The 26,080-nt window shown below is 67.3% G+C and carries 29 protein-coding genes and 2 tRNA genes; 25 read left to right on the top strand and 6 right to left on the bottom strand.

Translation table 11 applies throughout. The features are described 5' to 3' along the window. The first annotated feature begins 205 nt into the window (after positions 1-205). The 6 genes from AC3EF3_RS08920 to adk are packed head-to-tail and all read left to right on the top strand — an operon-like array spanning position 206 to position 3,867. A complete protein-coding gene (locus AC3EF3_RS08920; RefSeq protein WP_488531796.1) occupies positions 206-835 on the top strand; it encodes a MotA/TolQ/ExbB proton channel family protein in 630 nt (209 codons plus the stop codon). After that, the gene (locus AC3EF3_RS08915; protein ID WP_488531795.1) at positions 832-1,257 is read left to right on the top strand and encodes an ExbD/TolR family protein; all 426 of its coding nucleotides are present in this window, start codon (positions 832-834) and stop codon (positions 1,255-1,257) included. The genes AC3EF3_RS08920 and AC3EF3_RS08915 overlap by 4 nt, the downstream gene beginning before the upstream one ends. Continuing rightward, positions 1,258-2,211 carry a tetraacyldisaccharide 4'-kinase gene (lpxK, locus tag AC3EF3_RS08910; protein ID WP_488531794.1) on the top strand — a complete coding sequence of 318 codons (954 nt, stop codon included), beginning with the start codon at positions 1,258-1,260 and terminating at the stop codon, positions 2,209-2,211. Then, entirely contained in the window at positions 2,192-2,398 is a 207-nt protein-coding gene (locus AC3EF3_RS08905; protein ID WP_488531793.1) for a Trm112 family protein, read from the top strand. The genes lpxK and AC3EF3_RS08905 overlap by 20 nt, the downstream gene beginning before the upstream one ends. Continuing rightward, positions 2,398-3,162: a 3-deoxy-manno-octulosonate cytidylyltransferase gene (gene kdsB, locus AC3EF3_RS08900; protein WP_488531792.1), complete on the top strand. Its 765-nt coding sequence runs from the start codon at positions 2,398-2,400 to the stop codon at positions 3,160-3,162. The genes AC3EF3_RS08905 and kdsB overlap by 1 nt, the downstream gene beginning before the upstream one ends. A gap of 48 nt (positions 3,163-3,210) precedes the next feature. Next, positions 3,211-3,867 carry an adenylate kinase gene (adk, locus tag AC3EF3_RS08895; RefSeq protein WP_488531791.1) on the top strand — a complete coding sequence of 219 codons (657 nt, stop codon included), beginning with the start codon at positions 3,211-3,213 and terminating at the stop codon, positions 3,865-3,867. On the opposite strand, the gene AC3EF3_RS08890 is transcribed toward adk, so the two are convergent. Next, positions 3,864-4,769 carry an asparaginase gene (locus AC3EF3_RS08890; RefSeq protein WP_488531790.1) on the bottom strand — a complete coding sequence of 302 codons (906 nt, stop codon included), beginning with the start codon at positions 4,767-4,769 and terminating at the stop codon, positions 3,864-3,866. The two genes, adk and AC3EF3_RS08890, sit on opposite strands and share 4 nt — an antisense overlap. Positions 4,770-4,849: 80 nt before the next feature. On the opposite strand from AC3EF3_RS08890, the gene lexA reads away from it, so the two are divergent. Continuing rightward, positions 4,850-5,518, top strand: a complete 669-nt coding sequence (gene lexA / locus AC3EF3_RS08885; RefSeq protein ID WP_488531789.1) for a transcriptional repressor LexA — start codon at positions 4,850-4,852, stop codon at positions 5,516-5,518. A gap of 116 nt (positions 5,519-5,634) precedes the next feature. Next, a complete protein-coding gene (locus AC3EF3_RS08880; RefSeq protein ID WP_488531788.1) occupies positions 5,635-5,874 on the top strand; it encodes a hypothetical protein in 240 nt (79 codons plus the stop codon). A gap of 1 nt (position 5,875) precedes the next feature. Here the strand turns inward: AC3EF3_RS08880 and AC3EF3_RS08875 are convergent, their stop codons facing one another. After that, the gene (locus tag AC3EF3_RS08875; RefSeq protein WP_488531787.1) at positions 5,876-6,394 is read right to left on the bottom strand and encodes a DUF1993 domain-containing protein; all 519 of its coding nucleotides are present in this window, start codon (positions 6,392-6,394) and stop codon (positions 5,876-5,878) included. A 99-nt stretch (positions 6,395-6,493) separates the two neighbouring features. Here AC3EF3_RS08875 and AC3EF3_RS08870 point away from each other — a divergent pair, with 99 nt between their 5' ends. The 8 genes from AC3EF3_RS08870 to AC3EF3_RS08835 all read left to right on the top strand — a co-directional run bounded on the left by AC3EF3_RS08870 (position 6,494) and on the right by AC3EF3_RS08835 (position 14,888). Next, positions 6,494-7,501, top strand: coding sequence for a D-2-hydroxyacid dehydrogenase family protein (locus AC3EF3_RS08870; RefSeq protein WP_488531786.1), 1,008 nt, complete (start codon positions 6,494-6,496; stop codon positions 7,499-7,501). Between the two features lie 36 nt (positions 7,502-7,537). Next, a complete protein-coding gene (locus AC3EF3_RS08865) occupies positions 7,538-8,725 on the top strand; it encodes an MFS transporter (protein WP_488531785.1) in 1,188 nt (395 codons plus the stop codon). Between the two features lie 7 nt (positions 8,726-8,732). After that, positions 8,733-9,338 carry a peptidylprolyl isomerase gene (locus AC3EF3_RS08860; protein ID WP_488531784.1) on the top strand — a complete coding sequence of 202 codons (606 nt, stop codon included), beginning with the start codon at positions 8,733-8,735 and terminating at the stop codon, positions 9,336-9,338. Positions 9,339-9,345: 7 nt separating this feature from the next. Next, positions 9,346-10,866 (top strand): 3-hydroxyacyl-CoA dehydrogenase, encoded by a 1,521-nt coding sequence (locus AC3EF3_RS08855; RefSeq protein WP_488531783.1) that lies wholly within the window; start codon positions 9,346-9,348, stop codon positions 10,864-10,866. Positions 10,867-10,868: 2 nt separating this feature from the next. Further along, on the top strand, positions 10,869-11,648 hold the full coding sequence (locus AC3EF3_RS08850; protein ID WP_488531782.1) for an oxepin-CoA hydrolase, alternative type: 780 nt from the start codon (positions 10,869-10,871) through the stop codon (positions 11,646-11,648). Between the two features lie 94 nt (positions 11,649-11,742). Then, positions 11,743-12,465, top strand: coding sequence for a Crp/Fnr family transcriptional regulator (locus AC3EF3_RS08845; protein ID WP_488531781.1), 723 nt, complete (start codon positions 11,743-11,745; stop codon positions 12,463-12,465). Positions 12,466-12,476: 11 nt separating this feature from the next. Beyond that, on the top strand, positions 12,477-13,583 hold the full coding sequence (locus AC3EF3_RS08840; RefSeq protein WP_488531780.1) for a phosphotransferase: 1,107 nt from the start codon (positions 12,477-12,479) through the stop codon (positions 13,581-13,583). A gap of 30 nt (positions 13,584-13,613) precedes the next feature. Continuing rightward, positions 13,614-14,888 carry an acyl-CoA dehydrogenase family protein gene (locus tag AC3EF3_RS08835; RefSeq protein WP_488531779.1) on the top strand — a complete coding sequence of 425 codons (1,275 nt, stop codon included), beginning with the start codon at positions 13,614-13,616 and terminating at the stop codon, positions 14,886-14,888. A 3-nt stretch (positions 14,889-14,891) separates the two neighbouring features. Here AC3EF3_RS08835 and AC3EF3_RS08830 read toward each other — a convergent pair whose 3' ends face one another. Continuing rightward, positions 14,892-15,572, bottom strand: a complete 681-nt coding sequence (locus AC3EF3_RS08830) for a hypothetical protein (protein WP_488531778.1) — start codon at positions 15,570-15,572, stop codon at positions 14,892-14,894. 60 nt (positions 15,573-15,632) lie between these two features. Here AC3EF3_RS08830 and AC3EF3_RS08825 point away from each other — a divergent pair, with 60 nt between their 5' ends. The 7 genes from AC3EF3_RS08825 to AC3EF3_RS08795 all read left to right on the top strand — a co-directional run bounded on the left by AC3EF3_RS08825 (position 15,633) and on the right by AC3EF3_RS08795 (position 19,810). Beyond that, a complete protein-coding gene (locus AC3EF3_RS08825) occupies positions 15,633-16,325 on the top strand; it encodes a glutathione binding-like protein (protein WP_488531777.1) in 693 nt (230 codons plus the stop codon). 33 nt (positions 16,326-16,358) lie between these two features. Continuing rightward, the gene (locus AC3EF3_RS08820) at positions 16,359-16,781 is read left to right on the top strand and encodes a MarR family winged helix-turn-helix transcriptional regulator (RefSeq protein ID WP_488531776.1); all 423 of its coding nucleotides are present in this window, start codon (positions 16,359-16,361) and stop codon (positions 16,779-16,781) included. A 19-nt stretch (positions 16,782-16,800) separates the two neighbouring features. Further along, a complete protein-coding gene (locus AC3EF3_RS08815; protein WP_488531775.1) occupies positions 16,801-17,709 on the top strand; it encodes a cation diffusion facilitator family transporter in 909 nt (302 codons plus the stop codon). Positions 17,710-17,722: 13 nt separating this feature from the next. Continuing rightward, positions 17,723-17,799, top strand: a tRNA-Pro gene (locus tag AC3EF3_RS08810). Positions 17,800-17,817: 18 nt separating this feature from the next. After that, positions 17,818-17,894, top strand: a tRNA-Arg gene (locus tag AC3EF3_RS08805). Positions 17,895-17,921: 27 nt separating this feature from the next. Continuing rightward, positions 17,922-18,365 carry a C4-dicarboxylate ABC transporter substrate-binding protein gene (locus tag AC3EF3_RS08800; RefSeq protein WP_488531774.1) on the top strand — a complete coding sequence of 148 codons (444 nt, stop codon included), beginning with the start codon at positions 17,922-17,924 and terminating at the stop codon, positions 18,363-18,365. After that, positions 18,362-19,810 carry a TRAP transporter large permease subunit gene (locus tag AC3EF3_RS08795; protein WP_488531773.1) on the top strand — a complete coding sequence of 483 codons (1,449 nt, stop codon included), beginning with the start codon at positions 18,362-18,364 and terminating at the stop codon, positions 19,808-19,810. Before AC3EF3_RS08800 ends, AC3EF3_RS08795 begins: the two co-directional genes overlap by 4 nt. Here the strand turns inward: AC3EF3_RS08795 and boxB are convergent, their stop codons facing one another. From boxB to AC3EF3_RS08780, 3 genes are read right to left on the bottom strand one after another with little or no spacing between them, the layout of a single operon-like run. Continuing rightward, complete coding sequence (boxB, locus tag AC3EF3_RS08790) at positions 19,811-21,235, bottom strand: benzoyl-CoA 2,3-epoxidase subunit BoxB (RefSeq protein WP_488531772.1); 1,425 nt, start codon at positions 21,233-21,235, stop codon at positions 19,811-19,813. Positions 21,236-21,238: 3 nt separating this feature from the next. Then, positions 21,239-22,930 (bottom strand): 2,3-epoxybenzoyl-CoA dihydrolase, encoded by a 1,692-nt coding sequence (gene boxC / locus AC3EF3_RS08785; RefSeq protein ID WP_488531771.1) that lies wholly within the window; start codon positions 22,928-22,930, stop codon positions 21,239-21,241. 1 nt (position 22,931) lies between these two features. Next, entirely contained in the window at positions 22,932-23,813 is an 882-nt protein-coding gene (locus tag AC3EF3_RS08780) for a helix-turn-helix transcriptional regulator (protein ID WP_488531770.1), read from the bottom strand. A gap of 110 nt (positions 23,814-23,923) precedes the next feature. Here AC3EF3_RS08780 and AC3EF3_RS08775 point away from each other — a divergent pair, with 110 nt between their 5' ends. Continuing rightward, positions 23,924-24,397: a flavodoxin domain-containing protein gene (locus tag AC3EF3_RS08775; RefSeq protein ID WP_488531769.1), complete on the top strand. Its 474-nt coding sequence runs from the start codon at positions 23,924-23,926 to the stop codon at positions 24,395-24,397. A 48-nt stretch (positions 24,398-24,445) separates the two neighbouring features. After that, entirely contained in the window at positions 24,446-26,017 is a 1,572-nt protein-coding gene (locus tag AC3EF3_RS08770; protein WP_488531768.1) for a benzoate-CoA ligase family protein, read from the top strand. Positions 26,018-26,080: the final 63 nt, after the last annotated feature.

The raw sequence follows: 26,080 nt of genomic DNA, 5'->3' as shown, positions 1-26,080 counted from the left end.
AGGATTTTCCTGCTCAATTTGTCATCGATCTGTCACCGTGAAGCAATGGCGCGGGTTTGCGCGTGGGGCAGGCCGGCTTCTCAACAAAGTTGTCCACAACTTCTGTGGGCCAACTCCTACGATGTGTGCTTTGCCTTCCTACAGTGCGCCGTTCGTACACGATAATCGGCCCGCACTTCAGCAGTACTCGTCAGGCGGAGACCCCTTGCTTTCGATCATACAAGCCGCAGGCTGGCCGATCTGGCCGCTCGTTGCCTGCTCCATCCTTGCACTTGCGCTCATCGTCGAGCGCTTCCTCAGCCTCAAGACCGCCAAGATCGTCCCGCCGAAATTGCTGGACGAAGCCCTCGCCGCGTCGCGCAGTTCCGTGCCCACACCGGACGTGGTCAAGCAGCTCGAGCGGAACTCGGCGCTGGGCGAGGTGCTGGCCAGCGGTTTTCGCGCGCTCAACACCGACCCGCGCTGCACCGAGGTGGACCTGCGCGCCAGCATGGAGGCCACCGGCCGGGCGGTGGCGCACCGGCTCGAGCGTTACCTGAGCTCGCTCGCCACGATCGCCTCGGCCGCGCCGCTGCTCGGCCTGCTGGGCACCGTGATCGGCATGATCGAGATCTTCGGCTCCCAGGCGCCCGGCGGCGCCACGGGCGGCAACCCGGCGCAGCTCGCGCACGGCATCTCGGTGGCGCTCTACAACACCGCCTTCGGCCTGATCGTCGCGATTCCGTCGCTGATCTTCTGGCGCTATTTCCGCGTCCGGGTGGACGACTACCTGCTCACGCTGGAACTCGCGGCCGAGCGCTTCGCGCGCCACCTCGCGACATTGAGGGGCCGATGAACTTCCGTCCGCGTCCGAAGGAAGAACCGGAGATCAACCTGATCCCGTTCATCGACGTGCTGCTGGTGATCCTCATCTTCCTGATGCTCACCACGACCTACAGCAAGTTCACCGAGCTGCAACTGAAGCTGCCGGTCGCGGATACCGACGCGCAACGCGACTACCCGAAGGAGATCATCGTTTCGGTGACGAGCGATGGCCGCTACACGATCAAGGGCATGCCGGTGGCCGGTCGCAATGTGGACGCGGTCGCGCAGGCATTCGGCAGCTTGCAGCCGCAAAAGGACAGCGTGGTCATCATCACGGCCGACGCCGCAGCGCCCCACCAGTCCGTGATCACGGTGATGGAGGCCGCGCGCCGCGTGGGCCTGAACCAGATCACCTTCGCCACGCAGAACTCGGCGGCCGCCGGGGCGCACTGAATGGGTCAGGCGCTGCAGCGCGCCTGGCTGGAACGCGGCGCATTGGCTTGCGCGCTCTGGCCGCTCTCGTTGGCCTTCGGGCTCGTCGTCGCACTGCGGCGCGCCGCTTACCGCCTGGGCCTCTTCAGGAGCGAACGCGCCGGTGTGCCCGTGATCGTCGTCGGCAACGTCATCGCCGGCGGGTCGGGCAAGACGCCCATCGTGCGCGCGGTCGTCGAGCACCTGAAGTCGCAAGGCCTGCATGTGGGCATCGTCTCGCGCGGCCATGGCAGGCGCACGAGCGATTGCCGCGAGGTCCGACCGGAGAGCGACGCCGCCGACGTGGGTGATGAGCCGCTGCTGCTCGCGCGCGCCTGCGGCGTGCCGGCGTTCGTGGCGCGCAAGCGCATCGAGGCCGCGCGTGCGTTGCTGCGCGCGTACCCCGACACCCAGGTCATCGTGAGCGACGACGGCCTGCAGCACTACGCGATGGCGCGCGACATCGAGGTCTGCGTGTTCGACGAGCGTGGCGTGGGCAATGGCTGGCTGCTGCCCGCGGGCCCGCTGCGGGAGCCGTGGCCGCGCGCCGTCGACTTCGTGCTGCCGCCGGAGAAGGTGGAACGAAGCCTCGCGTCCGAGGCGATCCGGGCCGACGGCACGCGCGTGCCGCTCGCCGGATTGAAAGGCCGCCCGCTGACGGCCATCGCCGCGATTGCCAAGCCACAGGCCTTCTTCGACATGCTGCGGCAGCGGGGTCTGGTGCCGGCCCTGACGATGGCCCTTCCCGATCACGACAGCTTCGCCTCGCTCCCGGCGATCGAGGGCGAGATCGTCTGCACCGAGAAGGACGCGGTGAAGCTGTGGCGAACGCGCCCCGATGCCTGGGCCGTGCCGCTGCAGGTCGGCATCGACCCGGCGTTCTGGACAGCGTTCGACGCAAAGCTATCATCGCCCGATGGACCACAAACTGCTTGAGCTGCTCGTGTGCCCGGTGACGAAGGGGCACCTCGATTTCAATCGTGAGCGGCAGGAGCTGATCTCGCGCAGCGCGCGCCTGGCCTACCCGATCCGCGACGGCATCCCGATCCTGTTGGAGCAGGAAGCGCGCACGCTCAGCGACGATGAGCTCGAGCGGCTGCCCCCGCGCACGCCGCTGGTCTGATGGGCTTCACCGTCCTCATCCCCGCGCGGCTGGCGTCCACGCGGCTGCCCAACAAGCCGCTCGCGGACATCGCCGGGCGGCCGATGATCGTGCGTGTCGCGCAAAGGGCGGCGCAGTCACGGGCGCAGCGCGTCGTGGTCGCGGCGGACGATGCATCGATCGTCGACGCCTGCCGCGCGCACGGCATCGAATCCGTGCTCACGCGCACCGACCATGTCTCCGGCAGCGACCGGCTGGCCGAAGCCTGCGAGATCACCGGGCTCGACGGCGATGACGCCGTGGTCAACGTGCAAGGCGACGAGCCGCTGATCGACCCGGGCTTGATCGACTCCGTTGCCACGCTGCTCGACGCGAAGCGCGAAGCCGCCATGAGCACGGCGGCCCACGCGATCGACAACGTCGCTGACCTCACGAACACCAATGTCGTGAAGGTCGTGCTCGATGCGAACGGGCTCGCGCTGTACTTCAGCCGCGCGACGATTCCCTGGTCGCGCGACGCGTTCGCCGGCGGCATCAGCGCGCTGCCCCCACAGCCTCTGCTGCGCCATATCGGCATCTACGGCTACCGCGCGGCGTTCCTGCGCGGCTTTCCCCGGATGCCGCAAGCGCCGATCGAATCGGCCGAGGCGCTGGAGCAGTTGCGCGCGCTCTGGCATGGCCACCGGATCGCGGTGCATGTGACCGAATCCGCACCGGGAGTTGGCGTCGACACCCCCGAAGATCTGGAGCGGGTGCGTCACCTCTTTGGAGCGCACCAAACGTAAGCGCGCGCCAAGGCACGCGTGCTATCCTCGGGCGCGAAAGAGGGAACCATGAGACTGATCTTGTTGGGCGCACCGGGCGCCGGCAAAGGCACGCAGGCCACGTTCATCTGCCAGAAATTCGGCATCCCGCAAATCTCGACGGGTGACATGCTGCGCGCGGCCGTGAAGGCCGGCACCCCGCTCGGCCTCGCGGCGAAGAAGGTCATGGACTCGGGCGCGCTGGTCAGCGACGACATCATCATCGGCCTGGTGAAGGAGCGCATCGCCCAGCCCGATTGCGCCAAGGGTTTCCTCTTCGACGGTTTCCCGCGCACCATTCCGCAGGCCGAGGCCATGAAGCAGGCCGGCGTGAAGCTCGATTACGTGCTCGAGATCGACGTGCCGTTCGAGGCGATCATCGAGCGCATGAGTGGCCGCCGTTCGCACCCGGGCTCGGGCCGCACCTACCACGTCAAGTTCAACCCGCCGAAGGTCGCCGGCGTGGACGACGTGACCGGCGAGCCGCTGGTGCAGCGCGAGGACGACAAGGAAGAGACCGTGCGCAAGCGCCTGCAGGTGTATGCCGACCAGACGCGCCCGCTCGTCGACTACTACGCCAACTGGGCCAAGGCCGACCCGGCCAACGCGCCCAAGTACCGCGCCATCAGCGGCATGGGCACGGTGGAAGAGATCACGCAGCGCGTGTTCCGCGCGCTCTCCGCCTAAAGCAGTTCCAGGATCAGCCGGATCCTCGCCTTCACCGGCGGGAGATTCGTCGACGGCAACTCGTCGCCCGCCTGAGGGATGATCCCGCCCTCGGCGCAGCGGCTCGCGCGCAGCACCTTCACGCCTTTCGCCCGGGCGTCGAGCAATGCAGGCATCAGTTCGCGATGGACCGTGCCGTTGCCGGTCGCGGCGACCACGAGGCCCTTCACGCCCGCGGCGACCAGCGCGTTCACGGTATCGGCCGATGCACCAGCGTGGCTGGTGACGATCTCGACGCGCGGCCATTGCTTCGCGGCGGCGACGCGGGCGAGCCGTGACGCATCGCCGCCCGCAGGCCAGGCACGCGCGAGCCGAAGCGTCCCCTCTTCCACGTAGCCCACGGCACCCGCATCGCCCGAGCTGAACGGATCGAGCCGGAAGTGGTGCACCTTCGCGATGTCGCGCGCATCGTGGATGCGGCCGGCGCACACCGCGACGACCCCGCGTGCACCCGGGTGCGACGCCACCGCGACCGCGTCGACGATGTTCTGCGGGCCGTCCGGCGACAGCGCCGTGGCCGGCCGCATCGCGCAGGTGATCACGACCGGCTTGTCCGGGTGCAGCACTTCCTGCAGGAAGAAGGCGGTCTCCTCTAGCGTGTCGGTGCCGTGCGTGACGACGATCCCGGCGACCTCCCCCTGCGCCAGCCAATGGGCGCAGCGCAGCGCGAGTTCGCGCCAGATGGCAAAGGTCATGTCCTTGCTGTCGACCTGCGCCACCTGCTCGCTCTCGATCGGCGCTCCGGCCAGGGACGGAATCGCCGCGACCAACTGCGCCACACCGATCTGCGCGGCGGTGTAGCCGACGTTGTCAGCGGGTGACGAGGAGGTACCGGCGAGCGTGCCGCCGGTGCCCAGTACCACGATTTTTGTTTGCCGCACTTGCACTTTTCACGAAAGCTGGTTAAAAATACAGTTACTGGATATCGAAACAGGAGCACCCTGTGATTGACCAACCCAAGCTCACTGCCCGCCAGCAGCAGATTCTGGACCTGATCCAGAGCACCATCGCACGCACCGGTGCGCCGCCCACGCGCGCCGAGATCGCGTCGGAACTCGGCTTCAAGTCGGCCAACGCGGCGGAGGAGCACCTGCAGGCGCTCGCTCGCAAGGGTGTCATCGAGCTCGTATCCGGCACCTCGCGCGGCATCCGGTTGCAAAGCGACGCACTCAAGGCGATCAACGAAAGCCGCACCAAACAGTGGGCGCTGCCCGGGCTTTCCCAGCTGTCGCTTCCGCTCGTGGGCCGCGTCGCCGCCGGGTCGCCCATCCTCGCGCAGGAACATATCGACCAGACCTACTACGTCGAGAGCACGCTGTTCCAGCGCCGGCCGGATTACCTGCTCAAGGTGCGCGGCATGTCCATGCGCGACGCCGGCATCATGGACGGCGATCTGCTCGCCGTTCAGGCCACCAAGGATGCGAAGAACGGGCAGATCGTGGTGGCGCGCCTGGGCGATGAAGTCACCGTCAAGCGCTTCCGTCGCAACAAACACCTGATCGAGCTGCACGCGGAGAACCCGGACTATCCGACCATCGTGGTGGAGCCGGGCGAGCCGTTCGAGATCGAGGGCCTGGCCGTGGGCCTGATCCGCAACACCATGCTGATGTAACACGTTTCGCCCGGCGCGCCGCAGGTGGCAGGCGTATCGTCCCGCGAGCGGGACTACCCTGCGGCAGCGCCGGTCCCCACCCAATCCTGCCGTGTCAGTGCTCCAAGGAGTCTCACATGGCCATCGCAGTGCTTTCCTTTTTCCGTTCGCTGTTGCCCCGCAAGGCGGGCGTGCCCACGATGCAGTCGCTGCGCCCCGGCGCAACGGCGCATCCGGGCCGTCCGTCTTGCGGCTCCTTTTCGAGGAGGCCGCTGCGGGTCGTGCGCTCGACCAACCGGATCGTGATCAGCGGCCGCATGGCCGACGTGTGCGCGGAGCTGGACCGGCTTGCGGCCCTGGAAGCAGCGGCGAGCTGAATCAGCCCTTGCGCGCGCCGGCCAGGTAATCGGTCTTGCCCAGGTCCACACCGTTGTGACGCAGGATCGCGTACGCCGTCGTCACATGGAAGAACAGGTTGGGCAGCGCGTGAAAGCGCAGGTAGTCCTGGGCCTTCATCTGGCGCGAGGTCTCGCGGCCGGTGGGGATGGTGAGTTCCTTGTCTTCCGTGCCATCGAGCTTCTCCGGCGCAATGGTGGCGAGGAAATCCAGCGTCTTCTGGATGCGAGCCTTGAGGTCCGCGAAGCTCGCCTCGTTGTCCTCGAACTTGGGCCATTCCACGCCGGCAATGCGCGCCGCACAGATCTTGGCAGAGTCGCAGGCAATCTGCACCTGCTTCGTGAAGGGCAGCATGTCCGGTGCCAGCCGGTAGGTCAGGAGGTTGGCCGGGTCGAACTTCTTCGCCTCGGCGTGCGCCGCCGCCTTGTCCAGGATGTGGGACAGGTTCGCCAGCATGTGCTTGAAAACCGGCAGGCTGGCTGCGGACATCGACATCGTCATTTTGTGAACCTCTTGTTACTGATGAGAAAGCGCGAACTTTAAGTCGGCCGCAGATTTCCTGCTCCGGACGGCCTTTGGCCACAAGGCACAATCCGGGGCATGAATATCGTGATCCTCGACGATTACCAGGACGCGGTGCGCAAGCTGAAGTGCGCCTCCAAGCTCGAAGAGTACCCGGCCAAGGTCTACACCAACACGGTGAAGGGCATCGGCCAGCTGTCGGTGAGGCTGCGCGATGCCGACGTGATCGTACTCATTCGCGAGCGCACCCACATCTCGCGCCAGCTGCTCGACAAGCTCCCGCGCCTGCGCCTGATCGCGCAGACCGGGCGCGTCGGTGCGCACATCGACGTGCAAGCCTGTACCGAGAAGGGGATTGCCGTGGCCGAGGGCGTGGGTTCGCCGGTCGCGCCGGCCGAACTGACCTGGGCACTCATCATGGCGGCGATGCGGCGCCTGCCCCAGTACATCGGCAACCTGAAGCACGGCGCGTGGCAGCAGTCGGGCTTGAAGTCCGCGTCGATGCCGCCCAACTTCGGCCTGGGCCTGGTGCTGCGCGGGCGCACGCTGGGCATCTGGGGCTACGGCAAGATCGGTCAGCTGGTCGCCGGCTACGGCAAGGCCTTCGGCATGCGCGTGCTGGTGTGGGGCAGCCAGGCTTCGCGCGCCCGGGCCGAGAGTGACGGCCTGCAGGCGGCCACGTCGCGCGAAGAGCTGTTCCAGGAAAGCGACGTGCTGTCGCTGCACCTGCGCATGTCCGACGAGACCGCCGGCATCGTCACGCTCGAGGACCTCGGGCGCATGAAGCCGACCTCGCTCATCGTGAACACCTCGCGCGCCGAACTGATCGAGCCCGAAGCGCTGATCGCCGGCCTGAACCGTGGGCGTCCCGGCATGGCGGCGATCGACGTGTTCGAGAGCGAACCGATCCTGCAGGGCCACGCGCTGCTGCGCCTGGAGAACTGCATCTGCACGCCGCACATCGGCTATGTCGAGCTGGACAGCTATGAGCTTTACTTCGGTGCTGCTTTCGACAATGTGGTCAACTTCATTCGCGGTACCCCCACGAACATCGTGAACCCCGGCGCACTGCAAGTGCGCCGATAGCGTGGCGCGGGCGGTCCGCTGACCGGAGGAACGCCCTTGTCATCTGCCAATCCCGCGGCCGCCGCCGCAGCGCCGGCCCGCCTGCCCGCCGTCCTGTGGCCGCTCCTGTTCGGCAACTTCGTCATCGGCAGCGGCGTGATGGTCGTGCCCGGCACGCTCAACGAGATCAGCGGAGGCCTGGGGATTTCGGTCGCGAGCGCCGGCCAGCTCATCTCCGCCGCGGCCTTGCTCATGTGCCTGGGTGCGCCGCTCTTCGCGGCCGTGGTCGCGGGCTGGGACCGACGTCGCCTGCTCGCCCTGTCGATGGTGTGGTTCGCCCTGCTTCACTTCGCGTGCGCGGCGGCGCCGAGTTTCGCGATGCTGATGGTGTTGCGCGTACTCGCCGTGATCTCGCCCGCCATCTTCACTCCCCAGGCGGCCGCCTGCGTCGGCCTGCTCGTCCCCGCGGAACAACGCGGCCGCGCCATCACCTTCGTCTTCCTCGGCTGGTCCGTCGCCTCGGTGCTGGGCATGCCGATCGGCGCGTTCGTCGGCGGCACGATGGGCTGGCGCAGCGCGTTCGCCATGATCGGCATGGCCAGCCTCGCGAGCGCGCTGTGGGTATGGCGCAGCATGCCCGACGGCGTGAAGCCGCCGGCCCTGTCGCGTGCAGCCTGGGCGGAAACATTCCGCTCGCCCGCGCTGATGCTGTGCATCCTGGTCACCGTGCTGTACGCCGCCGGGCAGTTCGTGCTGTTCTCGTACCTGGCGCCTTACTACAAGCAGAAGATCGGCATCACCCCGACCGAACTGAGCCTGCTCTTCATGTGGTTCGGCGTGTTCGGTTTCATCGGCAACATGCTGATGTCGCGCTACATCGACCGCCTCGGTGCATCGCGTGCGGTCATGATCGGCATCGCCGCGATGGCGTCGAGCCTGCTGGTGTGGCCGCTCGGCACGACGATGGCGCTCGCCGGCGTGGTCGTGATCCCGTGGGCGCTGGGCTGCTTCTCCTCGAACTCGGCGCAGCAGGCGCGGCTCGTCGGCATAGCGCCGGCCCTGGCTTCCGCATCCGTCGCGCTCAACAGCTCGGCGATGTACGCCGGCCAGGCGATAGGCGCAGCCACCGGCGGCTGGCTGATCGCGCGCGACAGCATGGACTGGCTGCATTGGGCCGGCTTCGCGGGCCTGGTGCTCGCGATGGGCGTGAGCGCCTGGGCGACGACCTTCTCACGCGGCCGATAATGGCCGCATGAACGACCGTCTTTCGCGTCGCAGCCTGCTCGCCCTGCCCGCGCTCGCAGGGCTCGCTGCTTTCGCGCAGCCGGCCGTCGTGCGCACGCGTGTCGAGACGCCTCTGGGCGACTTCGTCATCCAGGTCGATCCGCGCGTCGCGCCGGTGACCGTGGCCAACTACCTGCGCTACGTGGACGCCGGCCATCTGGACAAGGCGCGGGTCTACCGCATCGTCACGCTGGCGAACCAGTCGCCCGAGACGGTTCACAAGATCGAGGTCGTGCAATGGGGCCTGGACATCCAGGACGATGCCGACGCGGTCTTCCCGCCCATCGCGCACGAGACCACGCAGCAGACGGGGCTGCGCCATCGCGACGGCACGGTGTCGATGGCGCGCGGCGCGCCGGGCACGGCGAGCAGCGAATTCTTCATCTGCATCGGCGACCAGCCCGAGCTCGACTTCGGCGGCCACCGCAATCCTGACGGCCAGGGCTTCGCCGCGTTCGGGCAGGTGGTGCAAGGCATGGACGTCGTGCGCGCCCTCCATGGGAAGGCGCAGGCCCAGCAGCGCATCGAGCCGCCGGTGCCGATCCGGCGCGTGCGGCGCGTGGCCTCGCCATAATCGCCGCATGACCCCCGTATTCCCGACAGTCGGCGTCGTCGGCGCCGGAGCCATGGGCCGCGGCATCGCCCAGATCGCCGCGCAGGCCGGCAGCACCGTGCGCCTGTACGACACCCAGCCCCAGGCCGTGGAGAAGGCCCGCGCGGACGTCTCTTCCCAATGGGCGCGCCTGCAGGAAAAGGGCCGCATGGACGAAGCTGCCGGGCGCGCCTGCAACGAGCGGCTGCGGCCCGCGTCGTCGCTTTCCGAACTCGCCGATTGCGACCTCGTGGTCGAAGCCGTCGTCGAACGGCTCGACGTGAAGAAGTCGCTGTTCGCGGAACTCGAAGGCATCGTCCGCGATTCCGCCGTGCTGGCGACCAACACCTCGTCCCTTTCGGTGACGGCGATTGCGGCCGGCGCGAAGCGGCCGCAGCGCATTGCCGGCTATCACTTCTTCAACCCCGTACCGCTGATGAAGGTGGTCGAGGTGATCGCGGGCCTGAAGACGGATGGCGACACCTGTTCGCGCCTCACGGCCTATGCGCGCGAGATGGGCCACACGCCCGTGCAGGCGCAGGACACGCCCGGCTTCATCGTGAACCACGCGGGACGCGGCTACGGCACCGAAGCGCTGCGCCTCGTCAGCGAAGGCGTCGCCGATTTCGCGACGGTGGACCGCATCCTGCGGGACCAGGTCGGCTTCAAGCTCGGGCCTTTCGAGCTGTTCGACCTCACGGCGCTGGACGTCTCGCACCCCGTCATGGAGTCGATCTACCACCAGTATTACGAGGAGGCGCGCTACCGCCCCAGCGTGATCACGGCGCAGCGCGTCGCAGGCGGCGTGGTCGGCCGCAAGTCCGGCGAAGGCTTCTACCGGTATGTCGAGGGCAAGGCGCAGATGCCGCCCGAGCCGCCGGTACCGAAAGTGGACGAGATCCCGCCGGTGTGGGTGTCGACGCGCGCCGCCCGCCGCGCCGAGCTGTACCAATTGCTCAAGGACCTGGGCGCGAAGATCGAGACAGGCCAGTCGCCGTCGATGAACGCGCTGACGCTCGTCGCGCCGCTGGGTTTCGATGTCACCACCGTCGCCGTCGTCGAGCGGCTCGACCCCGCGCGCACCGTCGGCATCGACATGCTGGTCGAGGACACCGCGACGAAGCGGCGCGTGCTCGCGACCAACCCCGCCACGCGCGCGGACATGCGCGACGCGGCGCATGCCCTGTTCGCGCGCGACGGCAAGGCCGTCAGCGTAATCCGCGATTCGGGCGGCTTCGTGACGCAGCGCGTCGTCGCGAACATCGTCAACATCGCCTCGGACATCTGCCAGCAGCGCATCTGCAGCCCGAAGGACCTCGAGACCGCCGTCACGCTCGGGCTGGGCTACCCGCTCGGGCCGCTCGCCATGGGCGACCGCTGGGGCCCGACCAACATCCTCGAGGTGCTGTTCAACATGCAGACGGTGTACGGCGATCCACGCTATCGCCCCAGCCCCTGGCTGCGCCGCCGCGGCGCGATCGGGCTGTCGCTGTTGCACGAGGAAGAATGACCATGCCGGCCGAACTCAAGAGCACCAGCCAGGGCCGCACCATGGTCCTCACGATCTCGAATCCCGAGCACCGCAACGCGCTCGGGCCCGAGATGTACGCCGCGGGCGTGGAGGCCCTGAACGTCGCCGAGACCAATCCGGACGTGCGCAGCGTCGTGATCACCGGCGAAGGCTCGATCTTCTGCGCGGGCGGCAACCTGCAGCGCCTGCAGGCCAATCGCCAGCAACCGGCCCAGGTGCAGGCGGACAGCATCGAGGCGCTGCACAGCTGGATCGAGGCGATCCGCACCTTTCCCAAGCCGGTGATCGCCGCGGTGGAAGGTCCGGCCGCAGGTGCGGGCTTCTCGCTCTGCCTGGCCTGCGATTTCATCGTCGCGGCCGACAACGCCGTGTTCGTGATGGCGTACAGCAATGTGGGCCTCTCTCCCGACGGTGGCGGCACCTGGCAGCTGTCGCGGATGCTGCCGCAGCAGCTCGCGAGCGAGTTGCTGATGGCCGGCGAGCGCATTGGCGCCCAGCGCCTGCATGAGCTGGGAATCGTCAACAGCGTCACGCCCGCGGGCGGCGCGCTCGCGCAAGCCCTTGCTCTGGCCGGGAAGCTGAACGAGCGCGCCCCCAACGTGCTCGCCAGCATCAAGGAACTGGTGAGCGAAGCGGGCGAGACCAGCCTCAACCGCCAGCTCGCCGCCGAGCGCGACCATTTCGTGCGCAACCTGCACCACCCGAACGGCGGCATCGGGATCGCGGCCTTCCTCGCGAAGCAGCGGCCCGAGTTCGAATAGCGCTGTCGCTGTTACGCAGGGGACATCCCCTGTTGTTTCGCGCGCGTCGCTGACGCGACAATGGGGCGAGCCACAGTCACCGAGCAGACAGACCATGGACGAGCCCATTCTTACCATCGAGGAACGAGAGGCGATCAACAACGGTCGCTGGTTCTCCTCCCTTTCACCATCGCTGCGTCACGACATCCTGAGATGCGCCTACGTCAAACGCTACAAGGACGGCGAGCTGATCACGGCGCGCGGCGACGCGGCCGACGCGTGGAGCGCCGTGGCCAAGGGCGCGGCGCGGGTGAGCTCCACGTCGATCACCGGCAAGCAGGTGACGCTGACCTACGTCGAACCGGGAGTGTGGTTCGGGGATATCGCGATCTTCGACGGGGACCGCCGGACGCACGACGCCTTCGCGCATGGCGACACGACCTTGCTGAGCGTCTCGCGCGCGGATTTCAAGAAAATCCTGTCGCAGCATGTGGAACTGTACGAAGCGCTGCTGCGGCTGCAGGCGCGGCGCCTGCGCCAGATGTTCGGCCTGATCGAGGACCTGAACACGTTGCCATTGCGTGCGCGCCTGGCCAAGCAGCTCGTGCACCTGGTGCGCAGCTACGGCGTGCCATCGCTCGCGGACGGCAGCGAGATGCGCATCGGGCTGCAGCTCGCACAGGAGGAGCTGGCGCAGCTGCTGGGTGCCTCGCGCCAGCGCGTGAACCAGGAATTAAAGCAGATGGAGCGCGAGGATGTGATCCGCATCGAGCCGGGCGGGCTCGTCGTGCGCAACCGCGACGCGCTGATGCGCATCATCGAAGCCGACAACAACTAGAACAACAAGACATGAGCCAATTCGACCATTTCGTCGGCACGCGCCCGGTGTCCGACAAGCACAGTTTCGACGCCGCCGCCCTCTCCGCCTGGCTGGAGAAGAACCTCGACGGCTTTCAGGGCCCGCTCACGGTGTCCATGTTCAAGGGCGGCCAATCGAACCCGACCTACAAGCTCGACACGCCCGCGCGCAGCTACGTGATGCGCGCCAAGCCGGGCCCGGTCGCGAAGCTGCTGCCGTCCGCGCACGCGATCGAGCGCGAGTTCGCCGTCATGCGTGGCCTCGCCGGCACCGACGTTCCCGTGCCGCACATGTACTGCCTGTGCGAGGACGAATCGGTGATCGGCCGCGCGTTCTACGTGATGGAGTTCATGCAGGGCCGCGTGCTGTGGGACCAGTCGCTGCCGGACATGACGAAGGCGCAGCGCGGCGAGATCTACGACGAGATGAACCGCGTCATTGCCGCGCTGCACACCGTGAAGTTCGCCGAGCGGGGCTTGGCGAACTACGGCAAGCCGGGCAATTACTTCGATCGCCAGATCGGCCGCTGGAGCAAGCAGTACAAGATGTCCGCCGATGGCGCGGGGCCGATGTCGCAGCCGATTCCCGAGATGGAACAGCTCGTCGAGTGGTTGCCCGCGCACATCCCGGCGGCCGCGCGCGACGAGAGCAAGGTCTCCATCGTGCACGGCGACTATCGCCTGGACAACCTGATGTTCCACCCCACCGAGCCGCGCATCATCGCGGTGCTCGACTGGGAGCTGTCCACGCTCGGGCACCCGCTGGCGGACTTCAGCTACCACTGCATGGCCTGGCACATCCCGCACGGCTCGTTCCGCGGCATCGGCGGCCTGGACCATGCGGCGCTGGGCATCCCCGGCGAGGACGAGTACATCCGCCGCTACTGCGAGCGCACGGGCCTCACGACACCCGAGGCACTGGCTGCGGACTGGAATTTCTACATGGCCTACAACCTGTTCCGCATCGCCGCGATCCTGCAGGGCATCGCGAAGCGGGTGGAGGCCGGCACGGCGTCGAGCGCACAAGCGGCGGATTCGGGCGCCAGCGCGCGCCCGATGGCGCAACTCGCATGGCAGTTCGCCCAAAAGGCGGACTGAAGGCAAACATCATCCGAAGAAGGAAACACGATGGACTTCGACTACTCCCCCAAGACCAAGGAACTCCAGGCGAGGCTGCTGAAGTTCATGGACGACCACATCTACCCCGCCGAGGCGGAGTACGAAGCCGAGCTCGCGGCCAACACGGCGGCGGGCAAGCGCTGGTCGGCCCTTCAGACGATCGAGAAGCTCAAGCCGAAGGCGCGCGACGCGGGCCTGTGGAACCTGTTCCTGCCGGTCGACACGGCCGAAGCCTCGGGCTACAAGGGTGCGGGCCTCACGAACTCCGAGTACGCGCCGCTGGCCGAGATCATGGGCCGCGTGCAATGGGCCAGCGAGGTCTTCAACTGCTCGGCGCCCGACACCGGCAACATGGAGACGATCGCCCGTTACGGCTCCGACGAGATCAAGGCGAAGTGGCTCAAGCCCCTGTTGAACGGCGAGATCCGCTCGGCCTTCGCGATGACGGAGCCCGAAGTCGCCTCGTCGGACGCGACCAACATCTGCACGCGTATCGAGCGCCAGGGCAACGAGTACGTCATCAACGGCCACAAGTGGTGGATCTCCGGCGCGGCCGATCCGCGCTGCAAGGTGTTCATCACGATGGGCAAGACCGATCCGGAGGCGCCCAGGCATTCGCAGCAGAGCATGGTCGTCGTGCCCGCCGACGCTCCCGGCATCCGCATCGTGCGTCCGCTCACGGTATTCGGCTATGACGACGCGCCGCACGGCCACGTCGAGATGTACTTCGAGAACGTGCGCGTGCCGGTCAACAACATCCTGCTCGGCGAGGGCCGCGGCTTCGAGATCGCCCAGGGGCGGCTCGGCCCCGGACGCATCCACCACTGCATGCGCCTGATCGGCCTCGCGGAGCGTGCCCTCGAGCTGATGTGCAGGCGGGCGCTGTCGCGCGTGGCGTTCGGCAAGACGATCGCGCAGCAGACGGTGACGCAGGAACGCATCGCCGAGGCCCGCTGCCGCATCGACATGGCGCGCCTGCTCACGCTGAAGGCCGCCTGGATGATGGACGTCGCCGGCAACAAGGTCGCCAAGACCGAGATCGCGATGATCAAGGTGGTCGCCCCCAACATGGCGCTGCAGGTGATCGACTGGGCGATGCAGGTCCATGGCGGCGGCGGTGTGAGCGGCGATTTCCCGCTGGCCTCGTCGTGGGCAGGCGCGCGCACGCTGCGCTTCGCCGACGGCCCCGACGAAGTGCACCGCAATGCGATCGCCAAGTGGGAGATGGGCAAGTACGGCGCTTACGGCCGGGACGCCGCCGTGCCGGTCACGCGCGGCGCCTGATCTTCAGTTCTTCCTGAACGCGGAGAGCGCACTCTCCGCGGCGATCTTGAAGATGTGGGCCGCGTGCTGCAGCGTCGCCAGGTCGGCCGGCGTGTATTCCATGCGCAGGTAGGCCTTGCCATTGAGCAGCAGCACCATGAAAGGCACTTGCGGCGAGGGGCCGGGCGCGGGCCAATCCATCATGAGGCGGGCGAACTGCGGGTCGAGCCAGGCCAGCGCCGACGCGCGGTTGTCGGTGAGCACGGAAAGCCGTTGCCAGAAAGGGGCCGGCAGGCTGTCCCAGCCCACTTCGTCGAACATGGCGAGCCAGCGCATCTCTTCCGGCATCCTCGAATCGACCGAGGTCTGCAGCTCGTTCGTGTACATCTCGTAGGCACGCGTTTCCAGCGCTTCCTTCAGCGGCCGGTTCATCACCAGCACGGCCACCGATTCGTCGATGCCCAGCTCGGCCCGGGCGCGCACTTCCTCGCCGAAGATGTAGTTGCGCGACGGCCGCCCGAGCTGCAGGCGCCAGGGCCGGCCACCCACCTTGCCTTCGAGCGCGATGTTCTGGCCGGCGTCGTCGACCGAGAAGCCGAAGCCCTGCGTGGCAGCCCATTCCGACATCGGGCCATGCGCGATCTGCGAAGGCGGCGCCTCCGATTTGGCTTCCTTCCCCAAGGCCCTTTTGATGCGCTCGAACATGTCTCCCGCCCGATTCGCCTAAAGTGCGCATTATCTGCCCGAATACCAGGAAGGTCATCCATGATCGACGTCTACACCTGGGCCACCCCCAATGGCCACAAGGTCCACATCATGCTGGAGGAATGCGGCCTGCCGTACGCCGTTCACCCGGTGAACATCGGCGCGGGCGACCAGTTCAGGCCCGAGTTCCTCGCGATCAGCCCGAACAACAAGATCCCGGCCATCGTCGATTCCGACGGCCCCGAGGGCCGGGCGATCTCGCTGTTCGAATCCGGGGCGATCCTGGTGTATCTCGCCTCCAAGACCGGCAAATTCCTGCCGAAGCCGGATCGCAAGAAATTCGAGGTGCTCGAGTGGCTGATGTTCCAGATGGGCGGCGTCGGGCCGATGCTCGGGCAGACGCACCATTTCCGCCTCTACGCGCCCGAGAAACTCCCCTACGCGATCGACCGCTACACCAACGAGGCGAAGCGCCTGTACGGCGTGATCGACAAGCGCCTGTCGCGCAGCGAGTGGCTCGGATGCGACGAATATTCGATCGCCGACATCGCCACCTTCCCGTGGCTGCGCAACTGGAGGAACCAGGGCATCGTGCTGGAGGACTACCCGCACCTGAAGGCGTGGTTCGAGCGGATCGAGGCACGCCCCGCCGTGCAGCGCGGCGTGCAGGTGCTGGCCGACCAGCGCCGCCAGCTCACCGACGACAAGGCCCGCGACATCCTGTTCGGCAAGACGCAGTACGAGCGGCGTTGATCGGGCCCTCCGACAGGCCCTAGAATTTTGGCGGTGACGAAGGGGACCGCCGCCGTGAGCAAATCCGAGATCGAGGCACGTTCGGCGTTCCGCCAGCGGCTGCGCCAGTTCGAGCGTTTCGGCGAGGACGTCGCGCGCGACCACGGCATCACCTTCTCGCAATACCTGATCCTGCTGCACGTCAAGGGCATGCCCGAACGCGCCTGGGCACTGGTCGGCGAGCTCGCCGAGAAGATGCTGCTGGAACACCACAGCGTGGTCGGGCTGGTCTCGCGCTGCGAGGTCGCGGGCCTGGTCAAGCGAAAGCGCAGCAAGGAGGACGGCCGCCAGGTCGAGGTCCACCTGACGGCCAAGGGCGAGCGGGCGCTTCAGGCGATCGTCCGCGCCCAGTCCGATGAGCTCAAGGGGCTGCTCACGTATCTCACGGCCGCAGCGCGCCACGCCGCACGCGCCTAGTGGCAACATCGGCCATTCCATGGCCGAATCCCGCGCAGCCGTCTACGGCGCGATCGCCGCGAACGTCGCCATCGCCACGACGAAGTTCGTCGTCGCAGGACTGACGGGCAGTTCCGCGATGCTCTCCGAAGCGATCCACTCCGTGGTCGATACCGGCAACGACGTCCTGCTGCTGGTCGGCATGGCGCGCAGCCAGCTGCCGGCGACGGCGGAACATCCCTTCGGCCACGGCAAGGAGCTGTACTTCTGGAGCCTCATCGTCGGCGTCCTGATCTTCGGCGTCGGCGGCGGGATCTCCTTCTACGAAGGTGTGCTGCACGTGCTGGATGGACCGCCGCTCTCGGACCCGTTCTGGAATTACGTCGTGCTTGCCGCCGCCGCGGTGTTCGAGGGCGCGAGCCTGCTGGTGGGCTGGCGCCAGTTCGCGCGCGAGCGCGGCAGGACACCGTTCTGGCGTGCGCTGCGCACCAGCAAGGACCCGACGACGTTCACCGTCGTCGCGGAGGACTCGGCGGCGCTCGCGGGTCTGGCCATTGCCGCGTTCGGGATCTTCTTCAGCCACGAGCTGGACCTGCCGGAGCTCGATGGCGTCGCGTCCATGCTGATCGGCGTCTTGCTCGCCTCCGTCGCCACACTCCTGATCCGGGAATCGCGCGGCCTGCTGGTGGGCGAAGGCATCAAGCCCGAGACGGCGAAGGCGATCCAAGGGTTGCTCCAGCGCGAAGCCGGTGTGACCGAAGTGGGACCGGTGCTCTCCATGTACATCGGGCCCGAGGAGGCGCTGGTGGCGGTGGAAGTGCGCTTCGCGCCCGAAACGCCGACGGCGGATGCCGCCGAAGCCGTGCGCCGCGCCCAGAACGCCATCCGCGGACGCTTCCCGAAGCTGAAACGGATCTACATCGACGTCCCGCAGGAGCCTGCCCAGTAGAATGGCAGCATGTCGGAGCGTAGCGCAGTCTGGTAGCGCATCTGGTTTGGGACCAGAGGGTCGTAGGTTCGAATCCTATCGCTCCGACCAATGGCCTTTCCTTTCGACCTGCCCGTAGCTCAGTTGGATAGAGCAACAGCCTTCTAAGCTGTGGGTCGGGGGTTCGATTCCCTCCGGGCAGGCCAATGCCCAGCGGCCCTACACTCGCGGGCATGGTGCGCCTCCTCATCCTTGCCGCCAGCGCGCTGGTTCTTCCGCTTTCGCTCCTGCTCTTTGCCCAATGGCCGCTGCGCGACCTCGTACAGGCCGGATCGCGGGAAGCGAACGACGCGGCGCAGGTGATCTTCGCGATCTACATGGCCGTGGCCGTCACGGCCGCCAGCGCCGGCGGGATGCACCTGGCCGCGTATCACGCACCGGACGAACACGCCCAGCCGCGCGGCTGGCGGGCCTGGGCGGTGTTCGCCTGCACGGCGCCATGGGCCGCGTATGTGCTGTGGACGTCCGCGGGCAGCGTCTGGCAGTCGATGATGCAACTGGAACGCTTCGGCGAAACACTCTCGCCCGGCTATTTCCTCATTCGCATGGCGCTGTGGCTGCTGGCCGCCCTCGTGCTGGTGCACGCCATTGCGTCCGTGACGCGCCGGCGCGCATGAACGCGTTCGGCCTTTGGATGCTGGTGGGCCTGGCCGTGCTGGTCGTGGCCACTGGCCTGCCGGTCTGGGCGCTCCTGATCGGTGTCGCCTGGGTCAGCGCGCTTGCCGGATGGTTCACAGGCTTCGTGGACGCGTCGGTGCTCACGGCCGTCGGCCCGCGCATCATCAACCTGCTCGAACACGACCTGCTGCAGGCGTTGCCGCTCTATGTGTTCGTCGGCGTGTTGCTCGAACGTCTGGCGGTCGCCGATGCGCTGTTCGCCTCGGGCGAGCGGCTGTTCCGGGCCAGCGGCGCCGGAGCGCCGCTCAGCGCACTTGCGGTGGGCACGCTGGTCGCGCCGATGAACGGTTCGGTCGCCTCCAGTTCATCGCTGCTCTCGCGCCTGGTCGCGCCGCGGCTGAAGCACCGCCCCGCGCCGGGCGCGATGGCGCTGATCAGCGTGGCGGCGACGATCGGCGTGGTGGTGCCGCCGTCGCTGGTGCTGATCCTGCTGGGCGACGCGATGATGCGCGCGCACACGGAAGCAAGCCACCTGCCCGGCTTCGTGCTGACGGGCCGGATCGTCAACACACAGGACGTGCTGCATGCGGCGCTGCCGCCGGCAGCCGTCGTGCTGGGGCTTTGGGCCTTCGCCGCATGGCTGCAGAGCCGTGGGGCGCCACGGGAACCGCAGCGACCGCTGAAGGCCCGCGAACTCATGTTGGCGATCGCGACGACGGGGGCGATCCTGTTCCTGCTCGGAGGCGTGTTCCTCGGCCGCCTGTTCGCCGTCGAAGCGGCTGCGGCGGGTGGCTGCGTGCTCGCGGCGGGCGCGGTCATCACGCGCTCGCTCGATGCGAAGCAATGGAAGGCGGTGCTGGAAGACACCCTGGCACTCAGTGGCGCGCTCTTCGCGCTGCTGGTCGGGGCGACCACTTTCAGCCTGGTGTTCCGGCTGTTCGGCACGGACCGCTGGCTCGCCGACACCGTGCTGGCGTCGCCCTTTCCCGCCGACGTGACGGCCGCGCTCGTCCTGCTGCTGGTCGCCCTGTGCGCCTGCGCGCTCGATGCCTTCGAGATGATCTTCGTGGTGATCCCCATCGTCGCGCCGCCATTGATCCTGCAGTTGGGCGACGCGCAGCAGGTCGCGGTCCTGCTGCTGTTCGTGCTTCAACTGGGGTTCCTGATCCCGCCGCTGGGCTATGCGGTGCTGATGACGCGCGCGCGGTCGGGCCTGGGCCGGGTCGGCAACACGGCGCTGCTCAAGGCGCTCGCCCCCTTCCTGGCCGCACAGCTCGCGGTCGGCGCGATGGTTTTTGCCTGGCCACGCCTCACCCACCTGCTCGATGCGGACGTGCCCGTCAGCAGCACGCCTGGGGCATCCGACGCGGATATCGTGAAGCAGATGGAGGACATGGCGCGCCAGCCGGACGAAGCCGCCAGCGCGCCCGAAAACAAGCCCTGATCAGAGCTTCACGTATTCGTATTCGACCGGCTGGGCATTGATGCCGCGATCCGGCGGTGCGATCCAGCCGGCGATCTTGCCGGGTTCGGTCACACGCTGCATCAGGCTCTTGACGAAGCGGATGTCCGCCTCGCTCGGGATCCACTCGTGCTTCTTCGCGTCGAATTCGGCCTGCGGGATCGGCTGGCCCTCGGGCGTCGTCGGGATGCCGGCCCAGACGCCGACCTCGCGGCGGAAACGCGTGGAGGGCAGCTTCAGCTCGAAGTTCACGCCGGCGCGCTTGATCATCATGTTCCAGCGCGTCACGCCGACGTTGCAGTCCTTGACGTATTCCAGGCGCGTGACCTCGTTCATGCCGTTGCGCACGCTGACCGTCTCGTCCTTCACGCCGCCCCGGCCGTCCGGCACCTGGATCGTCATCTGCGAGTCGGCCTCGACGTGGTCCGCGAACTTCGCCTCGTCGGGCCGGCCCTTGATGCCGTTGCTGAAGTAGTTCGCCGCGTTCGACGACGCTTCGGAGCCGAACAGGTCGAGCGAGTCGGTGAACCAGTAGTTGAGGAACCGCTGGATCGTCGGCAGGTCGATCGCGCCGGCGTTGCGGATCGCCGTCACGTCGTCGGTGTCGAGCTCCTTCATCACTTCCAGCGTGCGCCTGATGACGCGGCCCACGCCCGTCTCGCCGACGAACATGTGGTGCGCTTCTTCCGTCAGCATGAAGCGCGTGGTGCGCGCCAGCGGGTCGAACGCGCTCTCGGCGAAGGACTTGAGCTGGAACTTGCCGTCGCGGTCCGTGAAGTACGTGAACATGAAGAACGACAGCCAGTTGTCCATGGGCTCGTTGAACGTGCCCAGGATGCGCGGCTTGTTGGGGTCGCCCGAATGGCGCTCGAGCAGTTCTTCCGCCTCCTCGCGGCCATCGCGGCCGAAATGCGCGTGCAAGAGGTACACCATCGCCCAGAGGTGACGGCCCTCTTCCACGTTCACCTGGAACAGGTTGCGTAGGTCGTACAGCGACGGCGCGGTATGGCCGAGCAGCCGTTGCTGCTCCACCGACGCGGGCTCGGTATCGCCCTGCGTGACGATCAGGCGGCGGAAGGTCGAGCGGAACTCGCCCGGCACCTCCTGCCACACGTCCTGGCCCATGAAGTCACCGAAGCCGATTTTGCGGCCTTCGTCCTTGTCGGCCAGGAAGATGCCCCAGCGGTACTCGGGCATCGGCGTGTAGCCGTAGCTCGCCCAGCCCTGCGCATCGACGCCCACGGCCGTGCGCAGGTACACCTGGTTCGCCTTGAAGTCGCTCGGGCCCATTTCGTCCCACCAGTTCAGGAACGCGGGCTGCCACTTTTCGAGCGCGCGCTGCAGCTGGCGGTTGTCCGCCAGGTCGACGTTGTTGGGGATGAGGGCTTGCAGATCGATCGTTGACATGATTCAGACTCGCTTCCAGTCGAACCTGGCCTTCTTGCCGGTTCCGAACAGTTTGAGTGCGCCCTCCTCGCCGACGGCGTTGGGGCGGATGAAGATCCAGTTCTGCCATGCGGACAGGCGGCCGAAGACGCGCGTCTCCATGGTTTCACGGCCCGGGAAGCGCAGCGACGCTTCCATGCCGGTGAGCGCATCGGGCGAGAGCGAGGCGCGCTCTTCCAGCATGATGCGGATCTCCTCGTCCCAGTCGAGGTCGTCGGGCGTGAGCGTCACGAGGCCCAGCGCCAGCGCCTGGTCGGCACGCAGCGGGCTGTCCTTCAGGCCATGCAGTTGCTCGACGGTCTGGGCGTCCTCGTTGAAGCGCGTCGCAAGGCGCGTGAGGCCGTTCACCTCGGGGTAGCGGCCGAAGTTCGCGGGCGACAGGCGCAGCGCCGGCGCGGCGTCGGGCGAATCGGGCAGGTCCAGCATGTAGATGCGGTCGCAAGCCAGGGCCAGTTCGTAGAACGTGCCGGCGAAGCACGAGCCTTCATCGACCAGCGCGATGAGCGAGCGGCTCGTCACGTCCAGGCGCGCCAGCGTGCGGCGCAGCAGGGCTATGGTTTCGCGCACCAGCCAGTGGCCCTTGTGCAGGTCGAGCACGGCGTCCATCTGCATGACGCGGTTGGCATCGCCGCGGGTCTTGATCACCCAGGTGCCGATCTCGAGTTCGTTGGTGCGCAGGTTCAGGATCAGGTCGTCCAGCTCGCGCGCGAAACGCAGCGGCCACCAGAACGCGCCGGCTTTCTCGATCGCCTCGGGCGCCCCCTCGACGGGCGAGCCCGGCGCATTGACGGTGATGGTGGCGACGCGGGCCTCGCGATCGATCTGCGCGTCCACCGTGCTGTAGTGGTAGCCCTCGTCGTCGATCGCGGCCCGTACGGGCGTGAGCTCGATGCCCTTGCCCGGGCCGTTGCGCCGGGACTGCGTACGCAGCGCGGCGATCTCCGATTCCACCAGCTGCGCGAACTGCTGCGGCTTGGCGCAGGCGTCGATCAGCTTCCAGTCCTTCGCCCGGTCGGCCCGCACGCCTTCGCTGGTCGTGCAGAAGATGTCGGCGAGGTCGCGGCGAACCTTGCGCTTGTCGGTCACGCGCGTGAGGCCACCGGTGCCGGGCAGCACGCCGAGCAGCGGCACCTCGGGCAGGCTCACCGTGGACGATCGGTCGTCGACCATCGCGACGCGGTCGCACGCGAGCGCCAGCTCGTAACCACCGCCGGCGCAGGCGCCCGTCACGGCCGCGAGCGACTTGAGGCCTTCGTGGCGCGAGGAGTCTTCGAGGCCATTGCGCGTCTCGTTGGTGAATTTGCAGAAATTCACCTTCCACGCGTGCGAGGACAGGCCCAGCATGTAGATGTTCGCGCCCGAACACCAGATGCGCTCCTTCGCGCTCTCGAACACCACCACCTTCACGGCCGGATGCTCGAAACGGATGCGGTTGAGCGCGTCGTGCAGCTCGATGTCGACGCCGAGGTCGTAGGAGTTCAGCTTGAGCTTGTAGCCGGGCTTGATGCCGCCGTCCTCGTCGATGTCCAGCTTGAGCCGCGCGACGTCGCCGTCGACCGCCAGCTTCCAGTGCCGGTAGGTGGAGGGATGGGTGGAGAAGTTCACCAGCTCGCGGTCGCCCTGCTTGAACAGCAGGGGTTCGGTCACGGCGTTCATTTCAATGGGCTCCTTTCGCGGCGGGCACGGCCCGCTCGAGGTCTTTCAGCGATTGCTTGACGGTGCGCGACGCCGTGTCCACCACGGCGTCGGCGCGCGCATACAGGGCTTCGCGGCTGGCGAGGATGCGGCGCAGGTCCTCCAGCGCTTCCTTCGTCGCGCCGCGCGTGGAGTCGAACGGCCGCATGTCGCCTTGCGCGACCACGCGGCTCATGTGCTCCTCGGGGCTCGCCTTGATCCATACGCAGTAGAAGCGGCTTTGCAGCAGGTCGAAGGTCTCGCGCTCGCTCACGATGCTGCCGCCAGTGGTCATCACCACGCCGTCGGCATGATCCTCGGCGATGCGGAACAGCGCACGCCGCTCGTAACGGCGATAGCCCGCCTGCCCGTGCAGCAGCAGGATCTCGTTCATGCTGGTGCCGGCCTCGCGTTCGATTTCGCGGTCGAGTTCGACGAAGGGCACGCCGCGCTCCTGCGCGAGCTGCGCGCCCAGCGTCGATTTGCCCGCGCCGCGCAAGCCGATCAGCGCGATGCGCTTCTCGCGCCCATGGTCGGTGCCCAGGCCGAACTGGTTCGCCACCAGCTCGTAGGCCGAATCGAGCTGGGCGTCGTCCAGGTGCGAGAGCAGCCCTTGCACGCGTGCCAGCGCCGGCCGCGGTGCGTCCTGCAGCAATTCGATGATGGTGATATTCAGCGCGCGGGCGGCGGCTTCCAGCGAATTGATGGAAACGTTGCCCTTGCCGCTCTCGACGTCGGCCAGGAAGCGCTCCGACAAGCCCGAGTCGGCGGCCAGCTGCTTGCGGGTCATACCGCGCCGGGCCCGCCAAGCCCGCACCCGGGCACCCAGCTCGGCGAGCGTGGCCCGGTTCTCCTGTTCAGTCATGACTTGCATGGGAGCAACTGTTTTCTGAAGAAAATTTGCGCTGGATCAAGATTGCAGTATACTGCCTGTTATCGGAACGTCAAGCAGTTTAGTGCATCTGGAGAAATTTGATGAAGCTCAAGATCCTCGTCGGCACGATGACCAACACGGCCGAGTACGTGGCGCAGGCGATCCAGATGGATTGCGCCGACCTGGTGGAGGACATCGAGATCACCATGATGGACGGCCTGGACATCAACGTGTTCGATGAAGATGCGCTATACCTCATCTGCACGTCCACCTACGGATCGGGCGACGTCCCTGACAACGCGCGGGCCCTGTACGACTCCCTGGACGCCAATCCCAAGTACCTCGGCAACGTGAAGTACGGTGTGATCGCGCTGGGCGACCGGACCTACCAGCAGACCTTCGCCTTCGGTGGCCGCAAGTTCGACGAGCGCCTGCAGGGCCTGGGCGCGCAGCGCATCGGCGACCTGTTCATCCACGACGCGAGCGCCGGCACCATGCCGGAAGAGCTGGGCACCGCGTGGTGCCGCGAATGGCTACCGGTGGCGATCGCTGCGATGGCGAAGCAGCCGGCATAAAAGAAGAGAAGCGCCACCTTCGGCAACGCGCGAAACGAGGAGACAGACATGCATTTGAGCCGCGCCGATCACAGCACCCGCCCGCCGCGCGTGGAGATCCCGCGCGACTACAACGCCGCCCATGACCTGCTCGCGCGCAACGCCGCACGCCCCGACAAGGTGGCCTTCATCGACGGCGCGACCGGCGCCCCGCTCACCTATGGCGAGCTGACCGAGCGGGTGCACCGCTTCGCCAACGCGCTGCGCGCGCGCGGCGTCGCGCCCGAGTCGCGCGTGATGATGGCGATGCTCGACACGCTCGAGTGGCCCGTGGTCTTCCTCGGATGCATCCTCGCCGGCGTCGTGCCGGTCGCGGTCAACACACTGCTCACGACGAAGGACTTCGAGTTCATGCTGCGCGATTCGCGGGCGCGGGTGCTCTTCGTTTCCAAGCCGCTGGTGCCCGCGTTCGAGCCGCTGGTCGGCGAGGTCGGCACGCTGCGCTCCATGGTGATCGCCGGTGAGACGGGGCCCAATTCCGTCGAAGCGATGGTGCAGTCCGGCAGCCGCGAATGGAATGTCGCGGGCACGAGTTGCGACGACCCGTGCTTCTGGCTGTATTCCAGCGGCTCGACCGGCACGCCCAAAGGCACGGTGCACCTGCACTCGCACTTGATCCAGACGGCGGAGCTCTATGGCCGCGGCGTGCTGGGCATCCGCGAGAACGACGTCGTGTACTCGGCGGCCAAGTTGTTCTTCGCCTATGGCCTGGGCAACGCCCTTACCTTTCCCATGAGCGTCGGGGCGACCGCCGTGCTGCTGCCCGCGCGGCCGACACCGGGCGATGTGTTCAACGTCCTCAGGAAATACCAGCCGACGATCTTCTACGGCGTGCCCACGCTCTACGCCGCCTTGCTCGGCGATGCGAGCCGTCCGAAGAAAAGCGAATTGAAGCTGCGCGTGTGCACCAGCGCCGGCGAGGCGCTGCCCGCGGAAATCGGCAAGCGCTGGACGGCCGAGTACGGCTGCGAAATCCTCGACGGCATCGGCTCGACCGAGATGCTGCACATCTTCCTGTCGAACCGGCCCGGTGAAGTGCGCTATGGCACCACCGGCAAGCCCGTGCCGGGGTACGAGCTGCGCATCGTGGGGGACGACGGCCGCGAGTGCGGGCCGGGCGAGATCGGCGAACTGCAGATCAACGGCCCGAGCGCCGCGATCATGTACTGGAACAACCGCGCGAAGACCAAGGCCACCTTCGCCGGGGAATGGACGCGCAGCGGCGACAAGTACACCGTGGACCCGGACGGCTACTACACCTACGGCGGGCGCAGCGACGACATGCTCAAGGTCGGCGGCATCTACGTCTCGCCGTTCGAGGTTGAAGCGTGCCTCATGACGCACCCCGCGGTCTTCGAAGCGGCGGTGATCGGCGCGAAGGACACGGACGACCTGGTGAAGCCCAAGGCCTTCGTCGTGCTCAAGCCCGGCCAGGCCGCCTCCGCCCAGGACCTGCAGCTGCACGTGAAGAACGCGCTCGCGCCGTACAAGTACCCGCGCTGGGTGGAGTTCGTGCCGGAGCTGCCCAAGACAGCGACGGGAAAGATCCAGCGCTTCAAGCTGCGCGCCGCGAACGCGTGAGCGGCGTAGGGAAAGTCATGTAGCGCGAACAGCGCGCTTCGGCTAAAAATGCTTTAAGCCTAA

The organism is Ramlibacter sp. GS1-15, assembly GCF_057785015.1.
The sequence above is the reverse complement of the archived record's forward strand: the minus strand, read 5'-3'. Positions and strand labels throughout refer to the sequence as shown.